Origin of the sequence: Chitinivorax tropicus, assembly GCF_014202905.1 — a bacterium.
GTDB lineage: Bacteria > Pseudomonadota > Gammaproteobacteria > Burkholderiales > SCOH01 > Chitinivorax > Chitinivorax tropicus.
Window position 1 is genome coordinate 1 of the sequence record NZ_JACHHY010000001.1, and the last position, 22529, is coordinate 22529.

A 22529-nucleotide genomic window follows, 5' to 3' on the forward strand; every position below is an offset into this window, starting at 1 on the left:
TGATCTGGACTTCGTTGAATCTCGCCTTGCGCATGTGAGCTCCTATCGCCCTCCATGCTAACTAATTCTTGGTATACCGTGGTGGGGAAAGGTCACACGCCCGCCGTTCTGGATAGGCTGAGAGCTGCTGAACCTGGTGCGTCAGCAGCTGCAATACAGAGTCGCATACAGTTCGTATAATGTGTATTATGTAAAATTATGGATTTCAATCTCTGCTGGGCTGGCCAATGGCTCGACTTGCTGCAGAATCACCAGCATGCCTTCCTGAAACTTCTTGAATAGTCTTTCAAATCTGCGACGCGATCTGGTTGATCTCATTTTTAATAACAGCCCTTCCGTAGTCTCTTACATCTGCCGCCAATAGTTCGATCAAGCCAGCCGTGACAATGACCTCATCACGCTGCTTGGTTTGCGGCGTCCGCACCGTGACTGTGCCCGCTACATAGTCGGCACAATATTTAGTCGAATTGCCGCCATTGACCACCGTAACCCTTAATGAAACAGATCGGGCGTGACGCAATGCACTGTCGCCATAATTGGCAAGGTGCGACTGCATGACATCTGTCATGTAGGTTTGCAGATTGTTCTGTAGCGTTGTTTGCGTGTTGGTGTGCATGCCGTCGGCTAGCACGATATCCATGATGGCGACGGAGCCGGCTGGTGCGACTTCGGGATTGTTGTCCACCACCCCGGCAAGCTGACAAATGGCGCTACTGAGGTTGTTTTTCAGCGTGGCGCGAGATGTGCCGGTCGCCCATTTCTGTTGTCGGACACGATTGATGCCACCTTTGTTGTAATAGTTGTCGCCGATATCTTTGGGGTCATGTATTTGGTGACCACGGTCCACAATCTTGATCGCCCGCACCAGTTCATAAATACCGCCTCCTACGCCTGCCTTGGTCGTAGCATAGTCTCCGCCCAGAGTAGCCTGTATTTTTCCAAGTAGATCAACGATCTGCACTCGATTCACGTTTTTGTTCAGCGCGAGGGTGCAAATTTCGGACAAGCTTTTGGTGCTGTCACGCATGATGGATATTCCCGGTATGTTGGCAATGTTGTATGTGGCTTACAGTTTGCGGCAACTTCGCACGTTTGCATGATAAATGCTTGGCGAATACATCTCCAATTAAGCAAATGCAAGCCAGAATGGCGGCCCTCATAGCTGTACGCGCCAATCAGGTAGCTATTGAAGTGTTGCTCGCGTCGGCGTGAGCATGTCCACATTACCTTGATCTGATTGCGGGCGGGAATTGTAATTAATGCACCCTGCCCCATTCGGGGCCTGCATCCCTCCTCTTAGGCGTGATAACTTGTGATTATCAATTGTTATAAATAGGGATTTTTTATTTCATTATTCGTATTTTTTAGTATGATATTACATGGTATGTAATATGTATCTTATTTGTGCGGACGGTAAGCCCATGGCCAGAACAGGTATTTATAAATCGGATGTCAGAAAGGCGAGAGATGTGCTGCTAGCGGAGGGTAAGCACCCATCTATCGATGCGATAAGGGTCATTTTGGGGAATACAGGCTCTAAAACGACCATCCACCGGTATCTGCGTGAGCTGGAGGATGAGGATGGTGGAGCCGGCAGTGGAAAGCTGGTGGTCAGTGAAGTCATCCAGGATCTGGTGGTACGTTTGGCTGAAAGATTGCATGCGGAAAGCCTAGCTGAGGTGGAGTTATTGCGTGCACATCAGCAAGCTTTGGTGGTGGAACATGAAGCCACTGTCGCTCGGCTGCAAGTCGAAGCCGTACAACGGCAGCAGGCATTGGATGGTTGTCGAGCAGATCTGAAAGCTCAGGAGGATCGTCTGAATGTCTTGACTGATCAATATCAGCAGTCTCAGGCGGCATTGCTGGCAAGCAGGCAACAGAGTCAAGTGCTGCAGGAGCGTCTTGAGGAGCGGCAGCAATTCATTCAATCACTGGAAGAGAAACATCAGCATGCGAGATCGGCATTGGAGCACTATCGCGAATCGGTCAAGGTGCAGCGTGAGCAGGAGCTGAGGCGACATGATCAGCAGCTGCAGCAGGCACAGATGGAGATCCGTACTATCAATCAGACTTTGATTGTGAAGCAGAGTGAGCTGACCAATACCTACCAGGACTTGGCCAAGCTGGACGCCGAGTTGGCATTACATAAGCAGCAGCTGTCGCTCGCAATGCAGGATCAAGATCAGGCATTGATCATGCGCCGGGCGCAGCAGCAGCGTATAGACCGGCTTGAGTCGATGATCGAGTCACTCAACCAACAGCTGCGTCAGGCTACATTTGATCAAAGCCGTTTGTGGAGCGCATTGCAGACTGCCCACCGCCCTGCGGAAGTGGCTGAGCCTTTGCCTGATGTGTTGACGTTGGATTTGTTCCAGTAGGGATCAGGCAACCGCAGGAGCGTATCACCTGCGCTTCAGTGGCGAAGCTTGGGCAGTCATCCATTCGGCTGGATAGGGTTTCAGAAAAGTGGCCGCCACAGCAGGGTTGCGACAGCGTAACCAAGCCTCATAATCGGACGGGGCAATGATCGCCACCATTCGCTTCTCATCCAATGGTTTATGAAAGCGGCTCATCAGTGGATGGGTGTCTGCATTGATGGTGATCTGGGTGAATGCGCATTCGACCACACCGCCCCGCCCTGACCAGGTGCGCCATAACCCGGCAATGGCAAAGGGCTGCCCATCTGCCATGCCGATCTGCCAACGCATTGCCGTACCTGACGCGTAACAAGGTTCATAGATGTATTTTGCGGGCACCAGGCAGAGCTGGCAGGCTTGCCAGAATGGCTTGTAATTGCGCAGGCTGCTAATGGTCTCCGCGCGCGCATTCATGGTTGACAGGTGTTTGACACCAATGGGCTTGTGGTGTTGTGGCACCAGGCCAAAGCTGGCGGAAACCGCGATGCGCTGATCATCGTCGTCATTCAGTATGATGGGCGCGCAATAGTCTTGCCAGATTTCCAGGGAATCCATCTCACTTGGGCAATCAACTGCGAAATATTGTTGGAATTCCCCTTTGGTGGGTGACTGGAAGTTGACGCACATGATGGTCAGTGTGCCTGGCGTTGATCCGCGACGATGCGTGCCAGCAGCCAGTTGTCATTGGCGTGCGGGGGCCATTGCTGACATAAGGCGTGGGCGGATTGCATCAGATCTCGCATGGCTTGTTTTGATAGCCCGCCATAGGTGCCCTGCTCTGCCAGGCCTTGCACCACGGCCTGCGCCTTTTCCCCGCCCAGCCATTGCATGGCTGTCAGGAAGCTCCAGCCAGTGCCAATACGTGATTCAATTTCACGATTCAAGCTGTGGGCATCGATAAGTTGTTCATTCCGCGCCATGGCAAATACAGCCAGTGCACCCAAGGTTTTACGTGCGTCAGTGATGGCCGGTGCGGGCATCAGGTTGATTGGCTCGCAATCGGTGTTCATGAGTTATCCTTTTGCAAGATGAAGGGCAAATGCGTGATAGTCGTGACTGTAATTATAACCAGTCATCGACTGAGCGCCAAGATGGATGATCACCCCGCTTGGAAAAGGCTGACCGCTCAGATAGGTGCTTTGTCTGAGGTGTCGATTTGATCAGCAGCGTTCAGGCAAGCGTGGATTTCACCGACCAAACTGGAATGGGATGGTGCGCATATAGCCTACTGTTTCTTCTGGGCTCTTGGCGTAAGCAGCCACCAGATCACCGGCGCGCTTGGCGTTACTGAGTTCGATATGCTCAAACGCGACGATCAGCATCTGGATGGCTGAATCAATCGTCAGATTATTGTCGTTGGCGAAATCACGCAATTGGCGTGCGGTCTGGCGGCTGAGATCGACCGACGAACCGATTCCGTTCAGTTGGCGGCTGCGACGCTTGCGCTCGGCAGCGGTCATGGCCCGCGTGCCAATGGGGGGGCGGCCTCGGCGTTTCGGCACCGGCATGCCAGGGAGTTCCATGGTTTTGTCGTCTGCTGCTTGCTTCATGGATGAGGGCGAGATTTTTTTGCGGCGCGCATTGTAACACTGATACTGGCTTTGGTAAGCATCCAGGGGTGGGGGCTTGGAGTCCCTATAATATTTTGACACCCTCGCGCAGCCCTCCTTTCGGTGGCTGGTTGCTCATGGCAGGCGCAGCCACTGATGGATGCGCCTTTCATGCTGCGGTCATCACGATTCAGAGCCTGACAGGCCACCAGAATGCCCTGGTGGCCTGTCGGTGGCAGCGCGCTATTTAGAAGGTATAGCTCAATGCCGCAGTGCCTGAGAATTGGTTCTTCTTCAGGACAATCGGGCTGTCCGCTGCATCACCGACCAGACGCAAGGCTTCGCCGCCGAAAGTCAACGTGGTCTGTTTGTCCAGCGGGACGATCCAGGCCAGGCTGGCACCCAGGTCCACCATGCCCGCGCTGGGCGTGTACGCCTTGAATTGGGTTCTGGATGCTTGCAGCGGGTTCACGCCGAACCAGTTCATCATGTAATGGCTGTCACCAAAGTCGGTAAGGACGGCACCGGCCAGCGTGCCCCATTTGCCTTCATAGAATTGGGTTCCCAGTGACAGGCGTAGGTTGGCGCTACCTTCTTGGCGGGCGGTCTGTTGCTTGCCATTCAGGTCGATGTACTGTTCTTCGCTGCCCTTATCGGTGAATGCCAGCGTGGATTCCAGTTCGAACATGCCCAACTCGACCTTGGCATTGAAGCCTAATTGTGCCCGGCTTTTGATATCGCCCATGCCTTTGAGGTAGTCCGAGCCCTCAAAGCGTGCACGATGATCCTTCCGGCCAGGGCTGGCAGCCAAGTAGACCGCAACGCTGGCCCGTTTGCCGATATCCGTGCCCCAACCCAGGCCGGATTGGGTGCCGATAAAGAAACCCATGGGTGCCTTGAGCGTCAGGCCAATCAGTGGGCTGGTGACGGTTTCCTTCCCGCCTGGATACCGATGGCCGACGGCGACGCCCAAATCAGTGGTCAATGACCAGTCATCTGCCCAGGCGATATTCATTCCGCCTGCCATGCACAGCGCCAAGCCCAGGCGGCTTATCCAGGTTGTTGGTCGGTTGTGGGTATTGTGACGCAACGTACTCATCCTTACTCCGATCAAAATAAAGAAACGATAGGGTAAAACGCGTTGATGATGGGGCGTCAACGCTTGAAACGCTCTTGTCGGACAGTTGCCCGTTGCACCTCGGGCCAGCTCAGCCGCGCATCCCGCATGCCTTGCCTGGCGGCCAATGCCAGCTGATCGCCGTAGTGCGGCGAGTCTGGCTGGCTGCTGTTTCCATAGGTGTGGATCACTTTGGCACGAACCGGGCTGGAAAATTCCACCAGCGCGGAAAAAGTGTCACCAAAAATGGCACGCTGACGGCCATCGCTGTCGTCGATGTACCCAAAGGTACGGAACACGCCCAGGCTTTCGCTGCCGCCATTGGCGGGGTGATCGACAAAGTGTGCGCTACCGGGCTTGCCTTTACGGAAACGGTAGACCTCGCCAAACGCCACATCGGGCGCCACGCCTACCTGCCCGAGTATGGCCAGCGCTTTACCCAGCGCAGTCAAGCTGGCGACCGGGTCAGTCAATCCCGCAGGCGTGGTGTCGGGTCGACGAGGATCGGCTGGGTCACGATAGGGCAAAGCCTCGTCCCCTCCCATCACGGCCACCCAGGCGGCGAACAATACGGCACCCCTGCTGTGCGCATCGGTTCGACGATCCCAGCCTCCCAGCACCTGCGCTGCCTGTTGCAGTGCAGGCTGCCCGCTGGCAAGCGCAAACCTGATCAGGTCATCGAGCACACGATCTGCCAGCAGCGCCCGTGTGTCATGTTTGGCCGTCATCAGGCTGTCCAACGTAAACGGTGCGGACTGCTCGATCAGTTGGATGCCACGTTGCTCCCGCAACAAGGGGCTGACATAAGGGGACAGATAAGCCGGGTAATGCGTTGGGTTCAGGTTAGGCTTGGTCATTGTCCATGGAACGCTGTTGGAGTTCTGCACCCAGCCACTCTCCGGGTTGATGGCTTGGGGCAGCTCGGACAGGCGTAGCGCGTCGTGCCAGATGAGGTCGCTACGGCTGCCATCGACCGGCTGCGCCCAGAAGGCGGCATCGCCTTGTGGGCGGCGCGGGGTCAATCCACCGAATACGCCCCAGATGTTCCGGTCACGATCTGCATACAGAATATTGTGATACGGATTTTGCAGGCGTGTGACAATTTGCTTGAAGGCACCAAAATGACGCGCCTGAGCCATATCCCACCATTGCTCCAGCACCCCTGGGGTGGGCAGCTGATCGACCCCGACAATACGCATGGCGTAGACTTTGCCTGCTTTTTCGAAGACCGGGCCATGGATGCTACGACGCAGATGCAAGGTGGTGGCCAGCTGGCTGCCGTCTGGCTGCTTGATCAGCAGGGTTTCCTGACGCTGTTCGAATGACCGGGTCTGGCCATCCAACAGATAGCCCTCCCCGCTTGGTTTGAGTTCATACAGATCGCAGCCATCCTGGCTGTTGACGGTGTGTACCCAGCCCAGTTGTTGATTGAAGCCGATCCGCATGACAGGCAGGCCGACCAGCGTGGCACCATAGATCTGGTACGTAGGGCTGCTGAAATGGGCCTCGAACCAAGTATGGGTGCCGCCCCACACCAGATGCGGGTTGGCCAGTAGCATGGCATGTCCGGAAGCGGTTCGTTTCGGGCCCAATGCCCAGCCATTGGAGCCGCCAATCAGATTGAAAGGGGTGGCGGCTGGATTGGGGTAGATCAAGCTGCAGTTGGGCTCGCCTGTGGTGGTGGCGCCGGACAGATAGCTGAAGAACAACCGCAGCGTGTGCGCCATCACGTCTTCGCTGCGCACAGGCAGCACCGCCTTGGCTTCGGGGCTCAGGGCCATGCTGGCCGCCTGGGCGTTGATCCCTTCTACAAAGCTGTCGATGAATGCCCGCATGCGTGGGCTTTGCTGATTCAGCCAGGTCTGTGCCCGTGCCGGAAAGCCCATGGTCCGTACCAGGGTATCCACCTCGACCAGATCCGTCGGGAAGGGATCGCCCTGCATGAACACTGGTCCATAGTACTCCGCGCTGCGGCCACGGGCCTGTGCGTACAGGCGCAACAGCAGTTCCGGATGCATCTGCATCTGGGCCCGGCCAAACGCGTAGGCCAGGCTGTCTGATCGCCAGGCATAGATATGGGGCACACCATCGCCATCCCACATCACCTGACTGCCGCGCGGCAGCTGTGTCGTTTCTTCCAGATCCCACTCACAGCCACTCAGGGAAAGCAGGGCCAACACCCCGGCCACAGTCCTCAACCAAGGTTTCAACATGTTGACCTCCTCACCTTCAAATGATCGCGGGCTCACTATCGATGGCGCTGGCAGGCAGGCACTGCTGCGCCTTGCGGATGTAGGCCTGACAATCCGCCAGGCTGCCGACCACCAACAAGTCACGCCACCCGGACGGGATGGGCTGATCGAGATCATGGAGGGCATAGTCGTGATAGGCATTGACGATGACCGTGAAACGTGTGTTCATGGTGGCTCCTTTACTCAGTCTGGGTTGGGGTGCGCCCTGCTTGGCCGGTCGGTCATCCAACCATGGCCAGACGCTTACTTGCAATGGCAGGCGGCGCGTGCTGCGCCGCCTGCGGCCCATCAATACCAACGGAAGACGCGGGCGCCGGTCACAAAGGTACCGATGCCAATCAAGCTCAGAATCGCCGCCTGCTTGGCGATGTCGAGAACCCCTGCCCCTTCCACGAACACCATGCGCATGGCATCCACCAGGATGGTCAACGGCAGGACTTCGATGACCGATACCATCCAAGCCGGGAATTGTTTGTAGCTGAAGAAGATGCCTGAGAAGATCACCAGGAACAGGATGGTGACCTCCAGCAGGCCGCTTGCCGTTTGGGCTTTGAGCGCCCTGGAGGCCGCCAGGATGGCGATGCCCGCAAAACACAGATTGCCCGCGATCACCAGCAGCACGAAGGGCAGCATGCCCCCTTGTGCATGCACATCGAAGTAGCTTTGTGCAAAGAAGTAGATGACGAGGATCTCCGTAAAACTGAACACGAAACACGCCAGCACATGGGCGGCCAGAAAGTCATGACGGCTCATCGGGGTGATGCGCATCTGGCGGGTCACCTTGGTGGCGCGTTTCTCGATCAGCGTCCATCCGACCGCAACCAGGCAGGTTTCCATGATGGCCATCGCGATCAGCCCAGGCACCAGGAAATCGACATAGCGCAGACCGGGGCTTTCCAGCACTGACATGTTCTTTTCAACCACCTTGGTCAGCCTGGTCGGGTCGTCCCCCAGAAAGAAATAGGTCAACATGGCGTCGTTGTTCTGCGGATCGAGGTAATAGATGCGCTTGCCGGACGACGCATCCAGCTCCACGAACATCTGCACATCGCCCCGTTTCAGGGCTTTGACGACCTCTTCACGGTTGTCATAGTAATGGAAGCGATACTTCACCTTGACCAGATGATCACGTTTGATCTCACCGCTGTTGACGATCGTGGACAGGCTATGTGGCGTGGACGCCATCTGCTCGGCCCATTGTTTGATGGAAGCCTTGGCTGGCTCACTTTGAGCGGGTAGGACGACGCCGATGGTGTGCTCTTTGACCTCGTTGTCAGAGAACGACACGCCCAGCAGCCAGACCAGCAGCAACGGAAAGCCAAACGACCAGAACAGAATCTGCGGCTCGCGAATGTATTGGCGAAACTGCGTCATCATCAGTTGGAACAGCGCGCTATTCATGGAAACCTCTGCCAGCCAGGGATAGGAACAGATCGTCCAGCGTTTTCTTCCGGACGACGATTTCATCGATCTTGATCTTGTGATCACGCACGAACTCAGACAGGCGGAACAGGAAATCCGAGCCGTTATGCACCAGGATGCGGGCCTTGGCCGACACCTGGTCGTAGCTGTAGCTGATCACGTTGTCGTTCTGCCGCAGCTCGACGCAGGCCTGCTCATTCTGTACCCGATATTCGACGATCTCGCCTGGCTCATGGGTATGCAACAGCTCATCCAGCGTGCCCTGAGTCAGAATCCGGCCCTGATGCATGATGCAGATCCGGTCGCACAGGAATTCCGCCTCTTCCATGTAATGGGTGGTCAGGATCATCGTGGAGCGGGTTTCACGATTGAGCCGACGCAGGATCTCCCACGTACCACGGCGTACTTGTGGGTCCAGACCGGTGGTGGGCTCGTCCAGAATCATGATCTCCGGCTCGTTGAGCATGGCAATCGCCAAGGCAAGCCGCTGCCGCTGCCCCCCGGACAAGCCTTCCACCAGCGCCTTCCGCTTGCCAGTCAGCTCGACCAGCTCCAAGACTTCATCGGACCGGCTGCGCGGGCGCTTGTAAAAACTGGCGAACAGATTGACTGTCTCATCCACCCGCAACTTACCGATGAACAATGTCTCCTGCAGCACCCCAGACAGCCGCATCCGCAGGAAAGCCTCATCCCGGGCCCATTCCTTGCCCAGAATCCGGATCGAGCCGGCATCTGGCTGTTTCAGCCCTTCGATCATCTCCACCAGCGTCGTCTTGCCTGCCCCATTCGGGCCGAGCAAGGCAATGAATTCACCTCGATGGATGTCGAGCGATACATCGTTGACCGCGGTCAAATCCTTGAAACGCTTGGTCACGCCTTTGAATTCGATCACTTTTTCATTTGCTGCCATCTTCATGTGACTGACGTTCCCGTTAAGTTGAGTGGTAACAGCGGCTGATCGGCCACCCGCTGCAGGATGTGTTCCATGGCCTGCATCAGACGATTCAACCCCTGCTCATGCAGGTTGGTACAACAGATACGGATGCTGGGTTTGCCCTGGCCGGTGTCAACGATATAAAGGTTGATGGTTTCATCCTCCCAACTGCTGTCCAGGCTTTCACTCAGCGCGAACTGACGCGGGTCGTTGAGCTGCCAGGCACGTAGCTGGCTGCATGCCGGCGCTTTATCACGCTTGTAGACACCCTGCAGGATATTGATATTGATCACCGGATCTGGAATGCCGCCCCGCTCCGCCCGTGGTGGTTGCTTGCGCAGGCGATTGCGCCAGCCTGCCTCGGGCGGGAAGGCCTCCATGAACAGGTAATCCGCCAGATAGCGTGGGTACAACTGCCCTCGTCGGAACAATTTGGCAAACAGCCAGCTGCCGGCGTGTATCAGCCGGACATAGGCACGGGGGCTGCGGTGCCAGCGCTGCTCGGCCAACAGCCCGACTGGGACGCTCCAGGGGCAATCCTTGTGCTCATAGGCAGCCAGGATGTGGCTACGCACCGCTTGCAGCAGATCGACAAAGGTCTGCCCTGGGTGGAATGTCACCGGCACCGGCATGACCCGCAACAGGGGGGCCATCAGGTCTTCCGAGCCAGCCTGGTCGCGGCTTTCCAGCACCGAGTTGACCGTGAACTGTCGTGCACCGGTCAAATGTTGGATCACGCAGGTCAAGGCAGCGATCAGCGCCATCTGGTGGGTTGCCTTGTGGTGCTTGGCCAGCTGCTGCAACTGCTGATAGCTCTCGCCGGGAAAGGTCACATAGCGGCTGTGATGCTGGATGCGGCCAGTCTCGCGCATCGACTCTGGAAACCGGGCGTAGGGATGCTTGGCCAGCACCCGTTGCCAGAAGGCACTGGCGGCCCGCCCATTGGCCTGATAGCGCTGACGCTCCTGGCGGGCGAAATCAGCAATCTGCAGGGTCTGCTCCCGACCTGGCAAGCGTTCGCCGCGCGCCAGGCGATCATAGACATCCATCATTTGCTGCTGGAACAGGTGGATGGCCGCTCCATCCGCCACGATATGGGGAAAGCACAGCAACAGCAGGTGTTGCTGTGGCCCCAGCCGCACCAATCTGGCACGCATCAGCGGGGGTTTGGCCAGATCGAAGGGGGCCCCCAGCAGTTGATGGGAGAGCTGCGATACCGCGACAGATTGTTCCCGCTCACTTTTCCCGGCCAGATCCTGAAAAGGCAGATCGATGGCTTGCCAAGCGATGAAGCGCTGTACTGGATTCCAGTCCGACATGCTCGCCCGCAATGCATCATGCCGCTGCAGCTGGTGATTCAGCGCCTTCTCCAGCCTGCCGACATCCAGCTCACCTTCCAGCATCAGGCGAAGCAGGTTGTTGGCTGTCTCACCCAGCGCCATGTACACAAACCAGAAGCACAGCTGCGCATAACCCAAGGGATAAGCCTGCCCCGGCACGATGGCCTGGGGCTCAGGCTGCTGCTCGTGCGTGGGCGGATGATTGGGCTTGGTGGGCGCGGCGGGGCGGGTTGGTTGCTCCCGCTCGCGGTAGAACGGCAGCTCATCGAGATTCAGCTCGGTCAATGGGCTGGCATGGGTCTGGATCGCCGCCATCATGCTTCCTCCAGCGCTGGCAGGGGTTGCTGTTGCTGATTGGCCTGCGCCACCACGCTTTCTGCCAGCTGCGCGATGGTCGATTGGTCATAGATCACGCCGGTGGGCAGCGCGATCTTCAATTTGCGCTTGATCTCGGTGATGATCTGCACTGCCATCAATGAGTGGCCATTCAGCTCGAAGAAGTCATCATGCACACCCAAGGGCGCCACCCCCATCTTGTCCTGCCAGATATCGCGGATGCAGGCCTCGACACCGTTGCGAGGGGCGACAAAGGGCACCGACAATTCAGGGCGTGGGAAAAAGCTGCCTAAACCACCTGCTTCCGTGTTGGTTTCAGGTGACTCGGCCACCGTTTCGGTTGCCTCGGCTTCTGGTGTGATCGGTAGCGGCAGGCCACGGGTGCTGGTGTAGGCGTGATGCAGTGAGCTGGCCAGCAACCGTTCCAACGCTTCGATGCCTTCCTGTGGCAGGATGCCGTGGCGGATGGCATCCAGCTGATCCGCGCCCAGGCTGTTGACGGCCATGCCAACTTCGCGCCATGAGTCCCACCCGATGGCCAGGTAGCGAGTACCCGGTCGGCGCAGGCTGGCTGCGGTGGCGAATGCATCCTGAAAGGCGTTGGCGGCGCAATAGCCCACCTGCCCGACCGGTGCGATATGCGAGGCCAAGGAGGAACACAGCACGAAGCAGTCCAACCCTTGCTCCGGCAACAAAGCATCGAGCACCAGGGTGCCTTTTACCTTGGGTGCCAACACGGCGGCGGTTTCACTGCTGGTGCGCCGTTGGATCAAGGCACCATCCGCCACCCCTGCCGCGTGGATCACCCCTTGCACGCGCCCCAGCTGTTGTTGGGCATCTGCCAGGCCTTGCTTCATTGCCACTTCATCAGCGATGTCAGCCGCAATCACATGCACCCGCGCCCCGAGCGCATTCAATTGCTGCAAGAAGCGGATGCGCTGTGATTTCTCGTTGGTTTCGGCGTGGCTCGCCAGCCAGTTGGCCCATTCGGCCTCGGCGGGTAATTCGTGGCGGGCCGTCAGGATCAAGCGAGCCTGATATTGTTTGGCCAGGTGCAGCGCGACAGTCGCACCAATGCCACCGAACCCGCCGGTGATCAGATAGACCCCGCCCTGACGAAAGATCGATGTCGCCGGTGAGATGGGTAGCGGTACTGGCACCATACGTTGCACGAAGCGCTGCCGCCCGCGCAGCGCGACCTCCGGCTCGTCCTGGCTGAGTAATTCGGCCAGCAGCGCGCTGGTATCGAAGGCCGCCGTGCCACCCAGCAGGCGCTTGGGTGGCAGGTTCAGGTCGATCAGCCGACAGCGGATCTGCTCATATTCCTTGCTCATCACCCGGCATGGGCCAAGCAACAGTGCCTTGGTCGGATCCAGGTGGTCACTGCCAGTGACATCGAACAACTGAGTCACCAGGCAGTTCAGGTTGACCGCTTGCCCCGGTGCGCTAACCGACAGTTGACGAGCCAACTGCAGCAAGGTGTCGAGCCCTTGCTGACTTGGCAGCAGGCTGCTGCGGGCGGGCATCAGCCCCCAGCCGAATACGATATGCTCTGGTATGCCACCCTGCTTGCCCAGGTGGTCGAACAACAGTCCGATCTCTCCGGCCTGTGTCTGCGATACGCCGATATGGAAGGCATCGTACACGACGAACGATTTTGCGCTGCTGACCAGCCAGCAGCGTGCACCAGTCTTACGCAACGCACGTGCCAGCGCCACCACCACGCCCTGCTCATCATCGAACAACAGCCAACGGCTATCCTGCACTGGAAAAGCGGGCGCGGGCCGTGCTGCTTGTTGCCAGACCGGCTGGTAGAACCAGTCGGCCAGAGGTAGGCGTTCTGGTCGATGCTCGACAGCGGCAGACGCAGTAGTGGGAACCGGGTCGATCCAATACCGCTGGCGTTGGAAGGCATAGCTAGGCAAGGCCAGCTTGCGGCGCTGTTGGGCGGCATAGAACCCGGCCCAGTCGATGCGTACCCCGAGCATCCACAGCTGGGCCAATGACTCCAGCAGAACATGGTCATCCGCCTGTTTGCGCTTGATGTCACGCACAGTCGAAACCACCCTGCTCCGCTCCGCTGCGGGCAGCTGCATCTCCACCAAACCCGCCAGGGTCCTGCCGGGGCCGACTTCCAACAAGATGCTATGGGTGTCTGCCAGCAGGCGGCTGACGCCTTCGCTGAAGCGGACAGCAGACCGGAGCTGGGTCAGCCAATAGCTGACCGACGTGGCAGCCTCGTCGGTGATCCAATCACCGCTGACATCCGAAATGAAAGGCCATTGCGGCGGATTCAGCGTCACCTCGTCAAAAGCGCGGGCAAAGGTCGGCAGGCAGGCATCCATCATGGCTGAGTGGAATGCATGCGAGGTGTGCAGCTTGCGCACATGGACATCCGACTGCTTGAGGCTGTGTTCGATCGATTCGATCAGGCTGCTTTCGCCGGACACCACAACCAGCTCTGGCGCATTGACGGCAGCAACCGCCACGCCGGGTAGCAGAAATGGTTGGATGTCGGCTTCGGACAAATCCACCGCGATCATGCTGCCGGCTGGCATGTCGTCCATGGCGGCGGCGCGGGCGGCAACCAGCTTCAGTGCGTCGGGCAGGCTGAATACCCCTGCGAGGCAGGCAGCGACATATTCACCGATGCTGTGACCAATGGCCGCACGTGGCTCGATGCCCCAGCTCATCAGCAGCTTGGCCAGCGCGAATTCAGAGACGAACAAGGCGGGCTGAGTGAAGCGGGTGCGGTATAACAGGCTGGGCTCGTCGGTTTGTGCCTCATCGAACATCAGCTCGCGGATATCGCGACCCAGCCAGGTCTGCAACAGGGTGGCGCAGGTATCGACTACCTCACGAAAGACGGTTTCGGTTGCATACAGATCACGCATCATGCCTGGGTACTGCGTGCCCTGGCCGCTGAACATGAATACCACACCTCGATCAGCCTGTTTACTATGGAGCATCGGCACATTGCCGCTCAGACGTTGTACGGCGTCGGCCACGCTGTCGCATACCACGCTGCTGCGGTGTTCCAGCCCGGTTCGGCCACGATGCAAGGTGTAGGCTACGTCGGCCAGCTCGGCATCGGGGTGATCTGCCAGCCATTGTTGCAACTGGGTAACATTGGCCTGCAGCGCGGCCTTGGACTTGCCCGAAACACTGATCACCTGCAGTCGGCGCCCAGGGCCGCTGGGCACTTGGTGGTCGGTGGATTCGAGAATCGCATGGGCATTGGTGCCGCCAATGCCGAATGCGCTCACCCCGGCGCGGCGGGTCATCTGTTGCCAGTGTTGGCGACGGGTGGCGACATAGAATGGCGATGAGTCGAAGTCGATCTCTGGGTTCGGCTGCTCGAAATTCACTGCCGGGGGGATCACCGCGTGATGCAGCATCTGCGTAGCCTTGATCACCCCAGCGATGCCGGCTGCGACATCGGCATGGCCGATATTGGCCTTGACCGAGCCAATGGCGCAGTACCCGACGCGATCGGTCGATTCCCGATAGGCGCGGGATAGTGCGGTGACCTCGATCGGATCGCCCAGATGGGTGCCGGTGCCATGTGCTTCGATATAGCCGATTGATGCCGGGGACACGTCCGCCGCAATCAACGCCCGACGGATCACCTCCACCTGCCCCTCGACCGAGGGTGCGGTAAAGCCGACTTTCTGTGCGCCATCGTTGTTGATGGCAGTGCCTTTGATCACGGCATAGATGGTGTCGCCATCCTGCAGCGCATCGGCCAGCCGTTTCAACACCACCACCCCGACCCCGTTGCTGGAAATGGTGCCGCTGGCTTTGGCGTCAAAACTGCGGCAATGACCGTCCTGCGACAAGATGCCGCCTTGTGCATATGGGTAGCCGCTCTTGTGCGGTACGCTGACACGTGCGCCACCGGCCAATGCCACATCGCAATCCCCAGCCAGTAAGGCTTGGCAGGCGTAGTGCAGCAATACCAATGTGGTGGAGCAGGCCGTGCCCATCACCACACTGGGGCCGGTCAGATTCAGCTTGTACGATACCCGGGTGCCCAGCAGATCATGGTTGTTCTCATACATCAGATCTTGCAGCGACACCTGGCGCAACAAGGCCGGGTTGTTGACCAGGTGCTCAACCAGATAACTGCTGCCCGATGAGCCGGCAAACAGGCCAATCTGCCCCTTGAACTGGTCGGGGGCGCAGCCTGCATGCTCCAAAGCCTGCCATACGGTCTCCAGCAGCAGCCGATGCTGGGGGTCCATCAGCTGCGCCTCTTTGGCGGAATAGCCGAACAGGCCGGCATCGAAATACTCGATGTCCTCCAGAAACGCGCCGGCGTTCACATAGTCCGGGTCAGCCAGCCGCGCGGCACTGATGCCGGCGGTGGCCAGCTCGTCGGCTGTCAGTGGCCGAACCGATTCCAGTCCCGCTTCGATATTGCGCCAATACTCCTCCACCGACTGCGCACCTGGGAAGCGCCCGGCCATGCCGATGATGGCGACTTCAAAACCGTTCAGTTGTTGCGTATCCATCTCACCTAAACTCCCCTGTTTTCATGCGTTCTGTTTCTGTTTTTGCAGCTCGGCCAGACGCTGGCGCCCTGCCGCCATCTTCTGGGCAGTGGCAGCAGCCTGCGCACCGCTCTGGCGCGGGCCTTGTTCCAGATGACTGGCCAGCGCGTGGATCGTCGGGTAGTTCAGCAGATCGACGATGGATAGATCCTCATAGCCTTTGGCGCGTAACTGTTGATGGACGCGAGCCAACAGCAGCGAATGTCCCCCCAGATCGAAGAAGTTCTCATCAATGCCAGGCTGATCGATTTCCAGCACCTGCGCCCACACCCCCTGGATGTCACGCTCCCGCTGGTTGCCAGGGCTACGCAGGGCGGCTGGTTCGGTGGCCTGTTGTGGTGCAGGCAGCGCCTTCAGATCCACCTTGCCGTTACGTTTCAGTGGCAATTGGGGCAGGAAAATCAAATGATTGGGCACCATGTATTTCGGCAGCCATTGCGCCGCAAAGGTCTTGAGCGTGATGGGGTCTTGCGCCAAGCCAGGCTCTGCCACCACATAGGCCGCGATGCGCTTGCCCGAGGGCTCCTCCACGATACGTACTACCGCTTGCTTGACCTGCGGGTGCTGCCGGAGGGCATGCTCGATCTCACCTGGCTCGATGCGGAAACCACGGATCTTCACCTGGCCATCCAAGCGCCCGAGGTAGATCAGGTTGCCATCTGGCAGGAAGGCAGCACGATCACCTGTGCGATACAGCCGTGCACCTGCATCACCGTGGAATGGGTCCGCGATGAAGCGTTCTGCGTTCAGCGCCTCGCGATTCAGATAGCCCCGCGCCACGCCTGCACCGCCGGTATACAGCTCGCCTGGCGTGCCGATTGGCGCCAGATTCTGGAATCGATCCAGCACATAGACCTGAGTGGCTTTGATCGGGCGGCCAAGCGGGACACTGTCGGGCTGGTCGAGTCGGTTGACATCCAGCTCATGCAAGGTGGTGAAAGTGGTGTTCTCCGTCGGGCCGTAGCCGTTGAACAGCCGCAGCCGGGGCAGCGCTGCCAACAATTTGCGGGCATGGCTGAGCGACATGGCTTCGCCGCCCGTGAACACCTGTTGCACCGGTGCCAGCAACGAGGGTCTTTCATCCACGACAGTGTTGAACAACGAGGTGGTCAGGAACAGGGTCTGGATCTGATGTTGCGCAATGATCGACTCCAGCACCGGGATGCTGGGCAGGCTGGCGGGATACAACACCAGCGTGCCACCATTGAGCAGCGCGCCCCAGATTTCGAATGTCGCTGCATCGAAGGCAATCGATGACAGTTGCAATATCCGGCCATGCTGGGCCAAGTCGATATCACCAGGGCGGCATACCAGTCGGATGATCCCCTGCTGAGGAATCACTGCGCCTTTGGGCACGCCAGTCGAGCCAGAGGTGTACATGATGTAAGCCGCAGTGTTGGCTTGGTCATCGCAGGGTAGATCCAGCGTCGGATATTGGTTGACCAAGGTGCTGATCCGATCCAGCACCAACAACTGGGCAGGTACCCCGCCAAGGCGTGTCAACCCGCGCTCCTCGGTCAGCATCAGCTTGCAGCCAGTGTCCGCCAGGATATTGTCGATGCGCTCGCGCGGATCATCCAGATCGATTGGCACATAGATCGCCTGGGCCTTGATCAAGGCCAGCATCGCCACCACCAGCATGCTCGACCGGCCCAGATGGATCGCCACTGGCTCACCGGGCTGCAGCCCTTGCCCAACCAGATAATGGGCGAGTTGATTGGCGCGGGCATTCAGTGCCTGGTAGCTCAGCTGGCTGTCGCCATCGATCAGGGCGACCTGATCGGGCTTGGCAGCCACCTGCGCGGCAAAGGCATCAGCCAATGTCTGCTTGGCCATGGTGGATGATGAAGCAGCGCCAGCCAGCACGCCCAACAGCTGCTGCCGCATCGGTACTGGCAGGAAATCCTGCTGATGGTGCAGTGCGCTGGGCTCGTTGGCCATTGCGGCAAAGACCTGCTGGTAGAAATGCGCCAGCAGATCGACCTGCTCGCGGGCAAGCTGGTGTTCGTCGAAGTCGATCTGGATCGATATCTGATGGCGAGTCAGCTTGGAGGACAAGGTCAGATGCTGGAAATGTACATTCAGCGGGAAATTGGTGCCTTCGTTCACCTCACCAGTGTCCAAGGTATCCACCACCTCGAACCCCAGCTTGCTATCCAGCTGGTCATAGACATGGAAATCCATGTAGTTGAACAGGACATCCGGCAACAGTGGCGTCTTGCCGAACTGGCGCTGGATCTCGGCCAGCGGGTAGCGCCGATAGGGCATGGCGGCGCACTCCTTGGCAAATACGCCTTTTACCAGCGCCTGCCAGCTGCTCTCCTCCAGTGCATAGCGGAAGGGCAAGGTATTCAGGAACAGCCCATACAGCTGGTCGCCCCCGACCTCTTCCGGGCGGCCATTGGTGGGGATGCCAGTCAGGATGTCGGTTTCGCCGCTGATCAGGCTCATCACCTTGATATGCCCTGCCAGCAATACACTCTTCATCGGCACAGAGGCCGCATGCATCAAGCGCTGCAGGCCAGCATAGACCGACTCCGGCAGGCTCAGCCGGATCGCCTTCAGGCTGGGGTCATGTGAATGCTGCTGGTAGCCCGGCAGGCGGGGCAGACGCAGCACGGTGCAGTCATCCAGCCAGTCAGACCAGAACTGCTGGTGCGCCGGGTCGGCAACTGCCGCCAGTTCCTTTTCGATGAAGTCACGGTAGCTGACCTGCAGAGGAGGCGGCTCGACAAAGGTGCTGTCGCCAGTCAGGCCCGCATAGCGGTTGAACACCTCGACGATCATGGTGTGATAGCTCCAGCCATCATAGATCGGGTGGCATTCCGTCATGGTGAACTGCAAGCTGCGATCACTGCGCAGCTGGATGAAAAAGCGCAGTAGCGTGGGTTTGGCAAAATCGAAGGGGGTGTGCTTTTCCTGCTCCAGCAGCGCTTTGATCTGCTCGATCTGCTCTGCCTCGCTGAAATGTCGCAAGTCTTCCACCACCACCGGCAGCACGGCTTCCCGGTGCACGATCTGCAGTGGCTCGCTGCAACCGGTCAGGTCAAACCCAATGCGCAGGATGTCGTGGCGGGCCACAGTGCGTCGCACCGCCTCACGGAAGGCTGCTTCATCGAATGGCGAGCCCAGGCGCAAGTGCGAGGTGCCGGTGCAATGGTAGACATTGGCCGTCGGGGAGATCTGCATGTGATAGAACATCGCGCCCTGCATACGGCTCAGGGGATAGGCATCGATCGCTGTATCCGGCATGCGGGCTCGGTCGGCCTCATTGATCAGGCCGAATGGCACTTTGATCGTTTCTACGCCTTGCTCGTCGCCTGCCCGACTGGCCGCCAGCTTGGCCAGCTCAGCAATGGTCTGATGGGCGAACAGATCGACCAGCGACAGGCTCAGCCCCGCTTCGCGCGCCTTGGCAATGGCCTGTACGCCACGCAGCGAATCTCCCCCCAAGGCAAAGAAATTGTCATGGATGCCGATCTGCGACAGCCCCAGCACCCGGCACCATCCTGCCACCAACTGTTGCTCGGCTGGATTACCTGGCGCAACGTAATCACTGGCCAGCTGTGGGCGGTCAGTCTGTGGCGCGGGCAATGCCTTGCGATCGATCTTGCCGTTGTTGGTCAGCGGCAAGGCGGTCAGGAACAGGAAATGTGCAGGAACCATGTAGTCCGGCAGCATGGTCTTCAACAGGCTGCGCAGCTGTTCAACCTTCACATCGTCCACCGCAGGCACCACATAGGCGACCAGCCGTGCATCGGCAGTCGGCGTGTCGCGCCAGGTCTGCACCACCACTTCCTTCACCTGCTCGGATTGCCGCAAAGCGGCCTCGATCTCGCCCAGCTCGATGCGGAAGCCACGGATCTTGACCTGATCATCGGCTCGGCCTTTATATTCGATACCGCCATCTGACAAAAAGCGCGCCAGATCGCCTGTTTTGTACAACTTGGTGCCAGGCTGATACCCGACCGCCAGCATCAGGTCGGCGGGCCAATCGATGAAACGTTCCGCTGTCAGTGCCGTCCGGTTCAGATAACCCAGCGCCACCCCGTCGCCCGCCACATACAGCTCACCGATCACGCCGATGGGCGCGGGGCGGCGTTGGCTGTCAAGAATGAACAGGCGCAGATCCGGAATGGCTACGCCGATCGGGCTGCTGCCCACCCGCTCGGCATCGGCGCGGCGGATCGGACGATAGGTGACATGCACCGTGGTCTCGGTGATGCCGTACATATTGATCAATTGCGGGCGGTCTTCCCCGTACTTGTCCAGCCAGGGCAGCAGGCTGGCAGGTTCCAGCGCCTCGCCACCGAATACCACACAGCGCAACTGCATGGCGTCAGCAGACAAGCCTGCGGCCTGATCTGCGGCAATGAATTGTTTGAAGGCGGATGGTGTCTGGTTCAGCACCGTGACCCGTTCGCGCACCACCAACTGATGGAATGCTTCGGGCGAGCGGGACACCAGATAAGGCACCACTACCAGCCGCCCCCCGTGCAGCAAGGCGCCCCAGATCTCCCACACCGAGAAATCGAAAGCGGTGGAGTGGAACAAGGTCCACACATCCTGCTGGTCGAATTGGAACCAATCCTGCGTGGCCTTGAACAAGCGCAACACATTCAGATGCGTGACCATCACGCCCTTGGGCTGCCCAGTGGAGCCAGAGGTATAGATCACATAGGCGAGTTGCTCGGGTGTGCAGGGTAGCGCCGGGTTGTCCTCCGACATGGACTGAATGAAAGGCCGTTCACTGTCCACACAGACCGTGTCGATGCTGCGCTCATCGAACAGCACGCTGTACTCGGCCTGGGTCACCACCAACGACACCTGGGCGTCTGCCACATAAAACCCGATCCGCTCTGCGGACAGGGCTGGATCGATCGGCAGATAGCCATAGCCAGCCTTCATCACCGCCAGGATGGCCACCACCAGCTCCTCCTGACGGGGCAGGCAGATGCCGATCAATGGCTGCCCGACGGGCTGGCCGCCCCGCTCATGCACCGCGTTCAGCAGGTAATGCGCCAAGCGGTTGGCGCGGGCATTCAAGGACTGATAACTCAGGCGTTGGTGCCCGGCGGTCAGTGCTTCGGCATGTGGGGTCAGTCGCGCCTGTCGCTCGAACAGTTGGTGCAGACACAGATCGACCGGATGGTGTGTCAACGGCTGATCCCAGCCGGACAGCAGCTGATGACGCTCGGCGTCACCCAATAATGGATAGTCGAGGATCGGCCTGGCATCGTCCGCCGCAATGCCCGTCAACAAGGTGATGAAGTGTTGCCCGAAACGGGCGGCGGTGTCCGTGTCGAACAGATCCGTGCTGTACTCCAAGGCCACGCTGAGCTGATCGGGCGCGTTGACCAGCGACAGGGTCAGATCGAATTTGCTGGTGTCAGTGGCGAGCTGCAACGGGGTGACCTGCAACTGATCGAATGACCAGCCCGCTTCATCCACCTCCTGATAGGCGAACATGACCTGGAATACTGGAGCATGGCTGAGATCCCGGGCCAGGTTCAGCCTCTCCACCACTTGATCGAACGGCACCTGTTGATGGCTCTGTCCAGCCAACACCACTTCCCGTACTTGGGACAGCAGTTGTTGGAAGGTCTGCGCAGGGTCGAGCTGCACGCGCAAGGCCAAGGTATTGACGAAGAATCCGATCAGATTGTCCAGCTCAGGCTGCTGACGCCCGGCAACTGGGGTACCGATCACCAGATCGCTCTGCCCGGTGTAGCGATGCAGCAGAGCATAGAACGCTGTCAGCAAGGTCATGAACAAGGTGCTGCCTTGGCGTCTGGCGCGTTGGGCCAGAGCCTCGACGACCGAGGCGGGCAACTCGGTGAATAGTGTCGCGCCTTTGAATGACTGGCGGGCTGGGCGTGGGCGGTCGGTGGGCAAGGCCAGCGGCTCAGCGCCGCGCAATTGCTGTAGCCAATACTGCAAGGCAGCCTGGTGTTCGGGCGTGGCTGTTTGTTGGCGCTGCCATGCCGCGTAGTCTGCATATTGGATCGGCAATTCGGCCCAGTCAGGCGCCTGGCCCTGGCAGGCAGCCCGGTAGGCGTCGGCCAGCTCACGCGCAAAGATGCCGCTGGAGACACCGTCTGAAATGATGTGATGCTGGATGATCACCAGCAGATGATCCTGCGGGCCGCAAGCGGCCAGATCGACCCGTAACAAAGGGGCTTGGCTCAAATCGAATGGCTGATGGTATTGCGCCAGGGCAAATGCCTGCAGTGTTGTGGGCTCTGCATCGGCCAGCTCATGCAGCCGGATCGGCACGGACAGCGTTTCCAGGCAGCACTGTTGCAATTCGCCCTGGTCGTAGACAAAGCAGGTGCGGAGCGACTCATGCCGGGCGATGACCGCATCCAGCGCCTGTTGCAGAGCGGGAACATGCAAAGGCCCGACCAGGCGCAGAGCGGTTGCAATATGATATTGCGTGGACGCAGGCTCAAGTTGATCCAGCAGCCAGAGCCGCTGCTGAGAGAACGAGGGCTTGAACAGATAGGATGGGGCCTGCATGTCAATCTCCTGCTGATGGTAAGGATGTGGGCTGCCCTGGTCTGAGCGGCGGGGTGCCGCACGGCAGCACGGCACATCCTTGGTGATGA

Annotated in this window: 13 protein-coding genes; 1 reads left to right on the forward strand and 12 read right to left on the reverse strand. The window is 59.0% G+C overall.

The annotated features are described in order from the left end of the window. Positions 1-286: 286 nt before the first annotated feature. Complete coding sequence (locus HNQ59_RS00005; RefSeq protein ID WP_184033414.1) at positions 287-1027, reverse strand: tetratricopeptide repeat protein; 741 nt, start codon at positions 1025-1027, stop codon at positions 287-289. A 364-nt stretch (positions 1028-1391) separates the two neighbouring features. Between HNQ59_RS00005 and HNQ59_RS00010 the strand changes: the two genes are divergently transcribed. Beyond that, positions 1392-2378, forward strand: coding sequence for a DNA-binding protein (locus HNQ59_RS00010; RefSeq protein WP_184033417.1), 987 nt, complete (start codon positions 1392-1394; stop codon positions 2376-2378). 24 nt (positions 2379-2402) lie between these two features. Here the strand turns inward: HNQ59_RS00010 and HNQ59_RS00015 are convergent, their stop codons facing one another. The 11 genes from HNQ59_RS00015 to HNQ59_RS00065 all read right to left on the reverse strand — a co-directional run bounded on the left by HNQ59_RS00015 (position 2403) and on the right by HNQ59_RS00065 (position 22440). Then, positions 2403-3044 carry an SOS response-associated peptidase gene (locus HNQ59_RS00015; RefSeq protein WP_184033420.1) on the reverse strand — a complete coding sequence of 214 codons (642 nt, stop codon included), beginning with the start codon at positions 3042-3044 and terminating at the stop codon, positions 2403-2405. Between the two features lie 5 nt (positions 3045-3049). Continuing rightward, entirely contained in the window at positions 3050-3427 is a 378-nt protein-coding gene (locus HNQ59_RS00020) for a hypothetical protein (RefSeq protein ID WP_184033423.1), read from the reverse strand. A gap of 177 nt (positions 3428-3604) precedes the next feature. Next, the gene (locus HNQ59_RS00025; RefSeq protein WP_221320144.1) at positions 3605-3940 is read right to left on the reverse strand and encodes a hypothetical protein; all 336 of its coding nucleotides are present in this window, start codon (positions 3938-3940) and stop codon (positions 3605-3607) included. Between the two features lie 274 nt (positions 3941-4214). Beyond that, the gene (locus tag HNQ59_RS00030) at positions 4215-5066 is read right to left on the reverse strand and encodes a MipA/OmpV family protein (RefSeq protein WP_184033429.1); all 852 of its coding nucleotides are present in this window, start codon (positions 5064-5066) and stop codon (positions 4215-4217) included. A gap of 56 nt (positions 5067-5122) precedes the next feature. Next, on the reverse strand, positions 5123-7297 hold the full coding sequence (locus HNQ59_RS00035) for a penicillin acylase family protein (RefSeq protein ID WP_184033432.1): 2175 nt from the start codon (positions 7295-7297) through the stop codon (positions 5123-5125). Positions 7298-7313: 16 nt separating this feature from the next. After that, positions 7314-7505 (reverse strand): MbtH family NRPS accessory protein, encoded by a 192-nt coding sequence (locus tag HNQ59_RS00040; RefSeq protein WP_184033447.1) that lies wholly within the window; start codon positions 7503-7505, stop codon positions 7314-7316. A gap of 119 nt (positions 7506-7624) precedes the next feature. Next, positions 7625-8737 carry an ABC transporter permease gene (locus HNQ59_RS00045; protein ID WP_184033450.1) on the reverse strand — a complete coding sequence of 371 codons (1113 nt, stop codon included), beginning with the start codon at positions 8735-8737 and terminating at the stop codon, positions 7625-7627. After that, complete coding sequence (locus HNQ59_RS00050; RefSeq protein WP_425491305.1) at positions 8730-9668, reverse strand: ABC transporter ATP-binding protein; 939 nt, start codon at positions 9666-9668, stop codon at positions 8730-8732. The genes HNQ59_RS00045 and HNQ59_RS00050 overlap by 8 nt, the downstream gene beginning before the upstream one ends. Before the next feature lie 2 nt (positions 9669-9670). Beyond that, positions 9671-11350, reverse strand: coding sequence for a condensation domain-containing protein (locus tag HNQ59_RS00055; protein ID WP_184033456.1), 1680 nt, complete (start codon positions 11348-11350; stop codon positions 9671-9673). After that, positions 11347-15882, reverse strand: coding sequence for a type I polyketide synthase (locus HNQ59_RS00060; protein ID WP_184033458.1), 4536 nt, complete (start codon positions 15880-15882; stop codon positions 11347-11349). Before HNQ59_RS00060 ends, HNQ59_RS00055 begins: the two co-directional genes overlap by 4 nt. Before the next feature lie 21 nt (positions 15883-15903). Further along, positions 15904-22440: a non-ribosomal peptide synthetase gene (locus tag HNQ59_RS00065; protein ID WP_184033461.1), complete on the reverse strand. Its 6537-nt coding sequence runs from the start codon at positions 22438-22440 to the stop codon at positions 15904-15906. Positions 22441-22529 lie beyond the last annotated feature (89 nt).